The organism is Streptomyces sp. R818 (genome assembly GCF_056172735.1).
Genome location: NZ_JAOCNE010000011.1, coordinates 350,775 through 360,728, shown reverse-complemented (window position 1 = coordinate 360,728; position 9,954 = coordinate 350,775). Strand labels below are relative to the sequence as shown.

The following is a 9,954-nucleotide window of genomic DNA, read 5'->3' as shown; positions in this document are numbered from 1 at the left end:
GCCGCCCGTGCATCATTGACGATCAAGGGCCCGCGCCACAAACCAGCGCCGGGCGGCGCCCGGCTTAGGGTGGTGCGTCATGACATGGCTGATCACCGGCGGAGCCGGATACATCGGGGCACATGTGGCGCGGGCCATGACGGACGCCGGGGAGCGCGTCGTCGTCCTCGACAATGTGACGTCGGGGGTGCCCGACCGGCTGCCCGCCGAGATCCCGCTCGTACGGGGCTCGGCCCACGACGCCGGCCTGCTGCGGCGGGTCTGCGCCGAGCACGGGGTGAGCGGGGTCGTCCACCTCGCCGCGCACAAGCAGGTCGGCGAATCGGTCGAGAAGCCCGAGCCGTACTACCGGGACAACGTGGGCGGGCTCGCCACGCTCCTGGAGACGGTCGCGGAGGCGGGCGTGCGCCGCTTCGTCTTCTCCTCGTCCGCCGCCGTCTACGGCAATCCGGACATCCCGGTGACCGATCTCATCACCGAGTCGACGCCGTGCGTGCCCGTGAACCCGTACGGCGAGACGAAGCTCGCGGGCGAGTGGCTGGTGCGGGCCGCCGGGCACGCGCACGGGATGGCTACGGTCTGCCTGCGCTACTTCAACGTGGCGGGCGCGAGCGAGCCGCACCTCGCCGACATCGGCGTCTTCAACGTGATCCCGATGGTCTTCGACCGGCTCACCCGGGGCGAGGCCCCGCGGATCTTCGGCGATGACTATCCGACACAGGACGGCACGTGCGTACGCGACTACATCCACGTCGCCGATCTCGCCGAGGCGCACCTGGCGGCGGCCCGCAGGCTGGCGCGGCCGGACGCGGGCGGCGACCTCACGCTGAACATCGGCACGGGCCACGGCGTCTCGGTGCGGGAGCTGATCGACGTGATCGCGGACGTCACCGGGGACCGCAGGCCCGCGCTCGTCGAGCCGCGCCGCCCGGGGGACGCGCCGCGCGCCGTCGGCTCCTCGGCGCTGGCCGGGGAGGAGCTGGGCTGGACGGCCACGCGCACCGTGCGCGAGATGGTCGAGTCGGCCTGGGCCGGCTGGTGCCTGCGCCACCCGGAGGCGTCCGGCGCGTGACCCCGCGCCGGCGACCTGACCTGCGTAGCTGCCTCTTGCATCCATTGAGGCGTTTGCGCAGGTCAGGGCAGTGCTGAGGCCAATGACAACGGTGTTCACTGCAGTGTTTGCAGATACCCCCCTCCCGTAGTTCACTGTGATCGCCGCCCCGTACCGGGACGGCGGGGCGCACCGAGACGGAAGGCGGATCCATGGGGGCCGGACACGACCACGGGCACAGCCACGGGCCGACGACCGGAACGGCCGCCGCCGCCCACCGGGGCAGGCTGCGCATCGCGCTCTCCATCACGCTGACCGTGATGGTGGTGGAGATCGTCGGTGGCGTCCTCGCCGACTCGCTCGCCCTGATCGCCGACGCCGCGCACATGGCGACGGACGCGCTCGGCCTGGCGATGGCCCTGCTCGCCATCCACTTCGCCAACCGGCCGGCCAGCGAGCAGCGGACCTTCGGCTACGCGCGCGCCGAGATCCTCGCCGCGCTCGCCAACTGCCTGCTGCTGCTCGGCGTCGGCGGCTACGTCCTGTACGAGGCGATCCAGCGGTTCATGGAGCCGGCCGAGACGGCGGGCGGCCTGACGATCGTCTACGGCCTCATCGGCCTGGTCGCGAACATGATCTCGCTGTCCTTGCTGGTCAAGGGCCAGCAGGAGAGCCTGAACGTGCGCGGCGCCTTCCTGGAGGTGGCGGCCGACGCGCTCGGCTCGCTCGCGGTGCTGATCTCGGCCGCCGTCATCCTGACCACGGGCTGGCAGGCCGCCGACCCCATCGCGTCGCTCGTCATCGGCCTCATGATCGTCCCGCGGACGGTGAAGCTCCTTCGCGAGACGCTGAACGTGCTGCTCGAAGCGGCCCCCAAGGGGGTCGACATGGCGCAGGTGCGCCGCCACGTCCTGGCGCTGCCCGGTGTCGAGGACGTGCACGACCTGCACGCGTGGACGATCACCTCGGGTATGCCGGTGCTCTCCGCGCACGTGGTCGTCAGCCAGGACGTGCTCTCCACCATCGGCAACGAGAAGATGCTGCACGAGCTGCAGGGCTGCCTCGGCGACCACTTCGACGTCGAGCACTGCACCTTCCAGCTGGAGCCCAGCGGGCACGCGGAGCACGAGGCGCGCCTCTGCCACTGACGGGCGAGCCGCCCTGACGTCAACGCGGGCGGCGCGAACTCCCTCGTACGGATTCCTCGTGCGACCTCGTATTGCCGGGCCGCGCCGCCGGGCGGAACATGCGGGACGTGGTGGAGTCGGGGACTGTCCGCCGCGTACGGCAGACTTGGGACCCGAGGACCGAAGCGAAGGATGCGTATGCCGATCACACCTGCCACCGCGGCGAAGAGCTCGTCGAACGGCACCGGAGAAGAGATCTTGCTGGAACTCGTCGACGAGGACGGCAGGACGATCGGCACCGCGGAGAAGCTGGCGGCGCACCAGCCGCCCGGCCGGCTGCACCGGGCGTTCTCGGTGTTCCTCTTCGACGAGCAGGGGCGGCTGCTGCTGCAGCAGCGGGCGCTCGGCAAGTACCACTCCCCCGGTGTCTGGTCGAACACCTGCTGCGGGCACCCGTACCCGGGCGAGGCCCCGTTCGCGGCGGCCGCCCGGCGCACCTTCGAGGAGCTGGGTGTCTCGCCGTCGCTGATGGCGGAGGCCGGCACGGTGCGCTACAACCACCCGGACCCCGAGTCCGGCCTCGTCGAGCAGGAGTTCAACCACCTGTTCGTCGGCATGGTGCAGGCCCCGCTCGCCCCGGACGCGGAGGAGGTCGGGGCGACGGCGTTCGTGACCGCCGAGGAGCTGGCCGCGCGGCACGCCGCCGACCCGTTCTCCGCGTGGTTCATGACCGTGCTCGACGCGGCGCGCCCCGCCGTCCGCGAACTGACGGGCCCGTCGGCGGGCTGGTAGGAGCGCTCAGCGCGGGTCGGCGGGCTTGAGGGGCAGGGCGGCCCAGATGACCTTGCCCCCGCTCCGCTGGTGGCTGCGGCTCGACGTCGCAGACGCCGCCGCCTCCGCCGTGATCTCCCGGACGAGCAGCAGCCGCGCCGCCGGTCTGCCCGCTGGTCGCCTCCAGCGCCGTCGGGCGGTAGGGGTGGTCGTCCTCCACGGAGACCCGGACCCACTCCGCGCCGACGGCGACCTCCACCGCCAGCATGGGCGAGAGCAGGGCGGCGTGCTTCACCGCGTTGGTGACGAGCTCGGAGACGATCACGAGCAGCCGTGCACCAGATCGTCGCTCGCGGGCACGCCCTGCCGCGCGAGCAGTTCCCGCACCGCCCGCCGGGCCTGCGCACCGAGGCGTCGACCGCCTGGGCGGTGAACCGCCAGACCCCCTCGTACGGCAGCGGCGCGTGCGCCGCGTACCCGGGAGGTGCTCCGTCACTGTCCTGAGGGAGTGCGCGGGCCCCCGACCCGTCGTCACTCATCGTCCGGTCGCCGCCTCTGCGCTCGATTGTCACCACGCTTCGAGTGTTGGCAACGGACAGGTCCGGACCGGAGAACTGACCAGAACTGGGCGATTATCGGCGGAATCTGACTGCTGGCGTGTCGCCAGGTCGATTCAGCGACTGATCTTGTCCCTGTTGTTCGACTTTGAGGACTTCTTCAGCTTGTTGTACGAGGTTCACGGTGTGTGATCGCGCTGCCTCATCGTCCGATGGGGGCGCCGGATAGCATCCGGCGCATGGCTCAGCTCACGCACGGCGTCACCGACGGGGTCGCCACCGTCGTCATCGATCACCCGGCCAAGCGGAACGCGATGACCGACCCGATGTGGGCCGCCCTGCCGCCGCTGCTCACCTCTCTCGCGGCCGACCCCGCCGTCCGGGTCCTGGTCCTGACCGGTGCCGGTGACACCTTCTGCGCCGGGGCCGACATCTCCACGCTCGCCTCGGGCGCGGGCGCGGCGCAGCACCTGGCCGGCGCGGCGGAGGAGGCGCTCGCCGCGTTCCCCAAGCCGACGCTCGCCGTGATCCGCGGCTTCTGCGTGGGCGGCGGCTGCCAGCTCGCGGCGGCGTGCGATCTGCGGTTCGCCGCCGAGGACGCCCGGTTCGGGGTGACCCCGGCGAAGCTCGGCATCGTCTACCCGGCGTCCTCGACCCGGCGCCTGGCCGCGCTCGTCGGCCCGGCGACCGCCAAGTACCTGCTGTTCTCGGGCGAGTTGATCGGCACGGAGCGGGCGCTGCGCACCGGTCTGGTCGACGAGGTCCTGCCCGCGGCGGGGCTCGACGAGCGCGTCGCGGAGTTCACGCGCGTGCTCGCCGGGCGCTCGCAGCTCACCCAGGCGGCGGCCAAGGAGTTCACTGCGGGCCGCACCGACCGGGACGCGTACTGGGCCGGGCAGGCGCGCGGCAGCGGCGACACCGCGGAGGGGGTCGCCGCGTTCCTGGAGCGCCGGGCGCCGCGCTTCGAGTGGACGGTGCCGGTCGCATCCGGCACACCGGGCACGGCAGTCACCGCTGTCACGTCAGGATGAAGCGGCTCTTCGTGCGGAACTCCTCGACGAGGTGCGCGGGCGCCTTCAGCGGTGAGCCCGCGTCATAGGGCGGCTGCGGGTCGTACTCGGTCAGCAGCTGCACGGCCTGGGCGTGCTCGTCGCCCGCGATCCTGCCGAGCAGGGTCAGGCCCATGTCGATGCCGGACGACACCCCGGCCGCGGTGACGTACTTGCCGTCGAGGACGACGCGCTCCCCCGTCGGCCGCGCGCCGAACTGCTTCAGCACGTCCAGGGCGAGCCAGTGCGAGGTGGCGCGGCGCCCGTCGAGCAGCCCGGCGGCGGCCAGCAGCAGGGAGCCCGTGCAGACCGAGGTGGTCCACGCGCTGGTGGCGTCGGCGGTGCGCAGCCAGTCGAGCAGGGTGGCGTTCGCCATCTGGTCGCTCTGCCCGGGGCCGCCCGGGACCACGACGATGTCGGGGCGCTCCACCTCGGCGAGCGTCTTGTCCGCGACGAGGGCGAGGGCGCCCGTGTCGCTGCGGACGGGCCCGGCCTCCTCGGCGACGAAGACGAGCTCCGCGTCCGGGAGACGGCCGAGCGTCTCGTAGGGCCCGACGGCGTCGAGCGCGGTGAACCGGTCGAACAGGACAACGGCGATCTGCACGGTGTTCCTCTCGGGGCGAGTCATGGGGGCGGGGCGTGTCACACGGGCGGGTCATCTCATAGGGGCGGGCGCCGCAGATGGGCGGGCGTCTCATACGGGCGGGCGTGTCCTTCGGGCGGGCGCCGCAGACGGGCGGGCGTGTCCCACGGGCGGGTCGTCACATACGGCGGGCGCCGCATACGGGCGGGCATGTCCTACGGGCGGGTCGTCTCAACGGGCGGGTCGTCTCCTACGGGCGGTCGTCTCATACGGGCGGGCGCCGCAGACGGGCGGGCGTGTCCCACGGGCGGGTCGTCACATACGGCGGGCGCCGCATACGGGCGGGCATGTCATACGCGCGGGCATGTCATACAGGGGCGTGGAAGCGGCGGCGGTACTCCGCCGGTGGGGTGCCGAGGGTCTTGAGGAAGGCGCGGCGCATCGCCTCGGGCGTGCGGTAGCCGCTGGCGCGGGAGACCTCCTCGACGCCGTCCGACGTGTCCTCCAGGAGGCGCCGGGCGTGCTCGACGCGGACGCGCTCCACGTACGTACCGGGGGTGAGGCCCGTCTCCGCGCGGAAGGCGCGGGCGAAGTGGCGCGGCGAGAGGCGGGCGCGGGCCGCCATCGACTCGACGGACAGGTCGTCGGCGGGGTGCTCGGTGATCCACCGCTGGACGTCGCGGAGCGGTTCGCGCCGGGCGGTCTGGGCGGCGAGCTGGGCGCTGAACTGGGCCTGGTTGCCCGGTCGCCGCAGAAAGACCACGAGGTGGCGGGCGATGGTCAGCGCGATGTCCCGGCCGTGGTCCTCCTCGACGAGCGCGAGCGCCAGGTCGATGCCCGCGGTGACCCCGGCCGAGGTGGCCACATTGCCGTCGCGTATGTAGATGGGGTCCGGGTCGACGTCGACCTCGGGGTGATCGCGGGCGAGGAGCGCGCAGAACGCCCAGTGCGTCGTGGCCCTGCGCCCGTCGAGCAGGCCCGCCCGCGCGAGGAGGAGCGCGCCCGTGCACACCGAGACGATCCGCGCGGCCTCCGGCGCGTGTGCCCGCAGCCAGTCGGTCAGCCGTGGATCGGGCTGCCGTGTGCCTTCGCCGCCGGGGACGAGGACGGTGTGCGGGGCCGGGGCGTCGGCGAGGGCGTGGTCGGGGACCAGCGTCAGCCCGCTCGACGTCCGCACGGCGGCGCCGTCGAGCGAGGCCGTGACGACGCGGTACCCGGCGGGGCCGGGGCGCGCGGCGAGCGTGGCACCGGCGAAGACCTCGACGGGGCCCGTGACGTCCAGGCTCTGGACGCCGTCATAGAGGAGGACGAGGACGGTGCGGGGCGGCATGTGCCTCATTCTTCGGCGCCCGCGCGGATGGCCGCAATGACGAACAGCCCTCCTTTCCTGCCATCGGCGTACCATCGGACTCCCTCCGCGTACCAACCGGTCAGTAACATGCGGGCATGAGCCCTGACCCGCGCCTGCGCGCCGCCCGTCGCTGCCACAACGTCCTCAACCCGCTGCACTCGACGCTCTACTTCTCGCCCGACCTGGGCATCGAGCTGGCCAAGGTGGGCGTCGAGGACCGCAATGCCGCTTATTTCGCGGCCCGCTCCGCCGCCATGGGCGCCGTCGGCGCCGGAACGGTGACCGCCACCTTCTACAACTTCAAGCACGAGCTGGTCGCCCGGCACGTGCCCGCCGTCTGGCAGGTCGCGTCCCCCGAGACGGTCCTCGCGGCACGCGCGCGTGCCGTCGACTCCACCCTGCGCCGCCTGCTCGGCGAGGAGGCGCTCGCCTCCGCCGAGATGGCCGAGGCCGCCACGCTCGCCCTGCGCGCCGCCGAGGCCTGCACCCGCCACGCCCGCCCGCTGTACGCCGCCCACGCCGACCTGCCGGTCCCCGAGGAGCCGCACCTCGCGTACTGGCACGCGACGACGCTGCTGCGCGAGCACCGCGGCGACGGCCACCTCGCCGCGCTGCTCGCCGCCGAACTCGACCCGGTGGAGGCGCTGGTCAGCCATGTCGCGACCGGCAAGGGCATGGCACCGAAGTGGCTGCTCGCCACGCGCGGCTGGACCCCGGACGAGTTCGACCAGGGCGCCGAGCGGCTGCGCGCGCGGGGCGTGCTCACCCAGGACGAGGAGCTGACGCTGACCGAGGAGGGCGCGGAGCTGCGCAAGGCCGTCGAGGCGCGCACGGACCTCCTCGACCGGGCCCCGTACGAGCACCTCGGCGACGAGGGCGTGGCCCGCCTGACCGAGCTGGCCACCGTGTTCGCCGGTGCCGCGCTCGGCAACGGCGCGTTCCCGGCCGACCTCATCGGCAAGTCGGCCTGAGGGACGGCCCGGAGCGCGCCGGGCTCGCCCTTGATCCCCCGTTGTCGGCGTCACCTGCCACAATTGCCGCGCAACCTCAGTCGACATAGGCGGTACGGGATCGTGGCGACACCCACTGTTGGGTCCATCGAAGGCAGGATTGCCGGGGAACTCGGCGTACGGGAGCGGCAGGTGAAGGCCGCCGTCGAGCTGCTTGACGGCGGCTCGACGGTGCCCTTCATCGCCCGCTACCGCAAGGAGGCGACGGAGTCCCTCGACGACGCCCAGCTGCGCACCCTGGAGGAGCGCCTGCGGTACCTGCGCGAGCTGGAGGACCGGCGCGCGTCGATCCTGGAGTCCGTGCGCGAGCAGGGCAAGCTCACCGAGGAACTGGAGGCGCAGATCCGCGCCGCCGACACCAAGGCGCGCCTGGAGGACATCTACCTGCCGTTCAAGCCGAAGCGGCGGACGAAGGCGCAGATCGCGCGCGAGGCGGGCCTGGAGCCGCTGGCGGACGGCCTGTTCAACGACCCGTCGGTGGAGCCGCTCGCCGCCGCCGCGGCGTTCGTCGACGCCGACAAGGGCGTCGCCGACCCGCAGGCCGCGCTCGACGGGGCCCGCGCGATCCTCACCGAGCGCTTCTCCGAGGACGCCGACCTCATCGGCGAACTGCGCGAGCGCATGTGGACGCGCGGGCGCCTCGCCGCGAAGGTGAAGTCCGGCAAGGAGGAGGCGGGCGCCAAGTTCGCCGACTACTTCGACTTCGCCGAGCCCTTCAAGGAGCTGCCCTCGCACCGCGTCCTCGCGATGCTGCGCGGCGAGAAGGAGGACGTGCTCGAACTCGTCCTGGAGCCCGAGGAGCCCGCCCAGGAAGGCCCCTCGGGCTCGGCCTCGTCCTCGTACGAGCCGATCATCGCCGACCGGTTCGGCATCCGGAACCAGGGGCGCCCCGCCGACAAGTGGCTCGCGGACACCGTCCGCTGGGCCTGGCGCACTCGCATCCTGGTGCACCTCGGCATCGACCTGCGCCTCCGTCTGCGTACGGCCGCCGAGGACGAGGCCGTCAAAGTCTTCGCGGCGAACCTGCGCGACCTGCTGCTCGCCGCCCCCGCGGGCACGCGCGCGACGCTCGGCCTCGACCCCGGTTTCCGTACGGGCGTGAAGGTCGCCGTGGTCGACGCGACCGGCAAGGTCGTGGCGACGGACGTCATCCACCCGCACGTCCCGGCCAACCGCTGGGACGAGGCGATCGCCAAGCTGGCGCGGCTCTCCAAGGAGCACGCGGTCGACCTGATCGCCATCGGCAACGGCACGGCGTCCCGCGAGACCGACAAGCTCGCCGGTGAACTCATCACCAAGCACCCGGAGTTGAACCTCACCAAGGTGATGGTGAGCGAGGCGGGCGCCTCGGTGTACTCGGCGTCGGCGTTCGCCTCGCAGGAGCTGCCCGACATGGACGTGTCGCTGCGCGGCGCCGTCTCCATCGCCCGGCGCCTGCAGGACCCGCTCGCCGAGCTGGTGAAGATCGACCCGAAGTCGATCGGCGTCGGCCAGTACCAGCACGACCTGTCCGAGGTGAAGCTCTCGCGCTCCCTGGACGCCGTCGTCGAGGACTGTGTGAACGGCGTCGGCGTGGACGTGAACACCGCCTCCGCCCCGCTGCTCGCGCGCGTGTCCGGCATCGGCGCCGGGCTCGCCGAGAACATCGTGGCGCACCGCGACGCCCACGGCCCCTTCGGCAACCGCAAGGGCCTCAAGGACGTGGCCCGGCTCGGCCCGAAGGCGTACGAGCAGTGCGCGGGCTTCCTGCGCATCCGCGGCGGCGACGACCCGCTGGACGCCTCCGCCGTGCACCCCGAGGCGTACCCGCTGGTGCGGCGCATGGCGAAGTCGACGGGCGGCCAGGTCGGCTCGCTGATCGGCGACACGGGGACGCTGCGCTCGCTCAGGCCGGCGGACTACGTGGACGACACGTTCGGTCTGCCGACCGTGACCGACATCCTGAAGGAGCTGGAGAAGCCGGGGCGCGACCCGCGGCCCGCCTTCAAGACGGCCACCTTCAAGGAGGGCGTCGAGAAGATCGGCGACCTGGAGCCGGGGATGGTCCTGGAGGGCGTCGTGACGAACGTCGCCGCGTTCGGGGCGTTCATCGACATCGGCGTGCACCAGGACGGCCTCGCGCATGTGTCCGCCCTGTCCCGGACGTTCGTGAAGGACCCGCGCGATGTCGTGAAGCCCGGGGACATCGTCAAGGTGAAGGTGCTGGATGTCGATGTGCCGCGCAAGCGGATCTCGCTGACGCTTCGTCTTGACGATGAGAAGGGGGCCGGTGCGGAGCGGGGTGAGCGAGGCGGTCGGCAGCGGCCGCCTCAGCAGAAGTCGCGGCAGAATCGGGGCGGCTCGGGCGGCGGCCAGGGTGGGAGCAAGGGGCGGCCCGCTCCCGCGCCGGCCAACTCGGCGATGCTCGATGCTCTGCGCAAGGCGGGGCTGGCCTAGGCGCCGTCGTTGTGACGGA

Annotated in this window: 8 protein-coding genes and 1 pseudogene; 6 read left to right on the top strand and 3 right to left on the bottom strand. The window is 72.7% G+C overall.

Annotation, left to right across the window (positions count from 1 at the left end; translation table 11 throughout):
- Positions 1-79 precede the first annotated feature (79 nt).
- The 3 genes from galE to idi all read left to right on the top strand — a co-directional run bounded on the left by galE (position 80) and on the right by idi (position 2,970).
- A complete protein-coding gene (gene galE / locus N5I75_RS26280) occupies positions 80-1,072 on the top strand; it encodes a UDP-glucose 4-epimerase GalE (RefSeq protein ID WP_476681232.1) in 993 nt (330 codons plus the stop codon).
- Between the two features lie 191 nt (positions 1,073-1,263).
- Positions 1,264-2,199, top strand: a complete 936-nt coding sequence (locus N5I75_RS26275; RefSeq protein ID WP_476681230.1) for a cation diffusion facilitator family transporter — start codon at positions 1,264-1,266, stop codon at positions 2,197-2,199.
- Positions 2,200-2,376: 177 nt separating this feature from the next.
- Entirely contained in the window at positions 2,377-2,970 is a 594-nt protein-coding gene (gene idi, locus N5I75_RS26270; RefSeq protein WP_476681228.1) for an isopentenyl-diphosphate Delta-isomerase, read from the top strand.
- A 6-nt stretch (positions 2,971-2,976) separates the two neighbouring features.
- Here idi and N5I75_RS26265 read toward each other — a convergent pair.
- Positions 2,977-3,488: pseudogene (locus N5I75_RS26265) on the bottom strand (ATP-binding protein).
- A 257-nt stretch (positions 3,489-3,745) separates the two neighbouring features.
- On the opposite strand from N5I75_RS26265, the gene N5I75_RS26260 reads away from it, so the two are divergent.
- Entirely contained in the window at positions 3,746-4,537 is a 792-nt protein-coding gene (locus tag N5I75_RS26260; RefSeq protein WP_476681226.1) for an enoyl-CoA hydratase/isomerase family protein, read from the top strand.
- Here N5I75_RS26260 and N5I75_RS26255 read toward each other — a convergent pair.
- Complete coding sequence (locus N5I75_RS26255; RefSeq protein ID WP_476681224.1) at positions 4,524-5,159, bottom strand: DJ-1/PfpI family protein; 636 nt, start codon at positions 5,157-5,159, stop codon at positions 4,524-4,526. The two genes, N5I75_RS26260 and N5I75_RS26255, sit on opposite strands and share 14 nt — an antisense overlap.
- A 346-nt stretch (positions 5,160-5,505) precedes the next feature.
- Entirely contained in the window at positions 5,506-6,468 is a 963-nt protein-coding gene (locus N5I75_RS26250; protein WP_476681222.1) for a GlxA family transcriptional regulator, read from the bottom strand.
- A gap of 116 nt (positions 6,469-6,584) precedes the next feature.
- Here N5I75_RS26250 and N5I75_RS26245 point away from each other — a divergent pair, with 116 nt between their 5' ends.
- Positions 6,585-7,460, top strand: a complete 876-nt coding sequence (locus N5I75_RS26245; protein ID WP_476681220.1) for an SCO6745 family protein — start codon at positions 6,585-6,587, stop codon at positions 7,458-7,460.
- 102 nt (positions 7,461-7,562) lie between these two features.
- Positions 7,563-9,935: a Tex family protein gene (locus N5I75_RS26240; RefSeq protein WP_476681218.1), complete on the top strand. Its 2,373-nt coding sequence runs from the start codon at positions 7,563-7,565 to the stop codon at positions 9,933-9,935.
- Positions 9,936-9,954 lie beyond the last annotated feature (19 nt).

Excerpts from the sequence above, each read along its gene's own strand:
- galE (WP_476681232.1), top strand. The coding sequence starts at position 80 with ATGACATGGCTGATCACCGGCGGAGCCGGATACATCGGGGCACATGTG.
- N5I75_RS26275 (WP_476681230.1), top strand. The coding sequence starts at position 1,264 with ATGGGGGCCGGACACGACCACGGGCACAGCCACGGGCCGACGACCGGA.
- idi (WP_476681228.1), top strand. The coding sequence starts at position 2,377 with ATGCCGATCACACCTGCCACCGCGGCGAAGAGCTCGTCGAACGGCACC.
- N5I75_RS26260 (WP_476681226.1), top strand. The coding sequence starts at position 3,746 with ATGGCTCAGCTCACGCACGGCGTCACCGACGGGGTCGCCACCGTCGTC.
- N5I75_RS26250 (WP_476681222.1), bottom strand. The coding sequence starts at position 6,468 with ATGCCGCCCCGCACCGTCCTCGTCCTCCTCTATGACGGCGTCCAGAGC.
- N5I75_RS26245 (WP_476681220.1), top strand. The coding sequence starts at position 6,585 with ATGAGCCCTGACCCGCGCCTGCGCGCCGCCCGTCGCTGCCACAACGTC.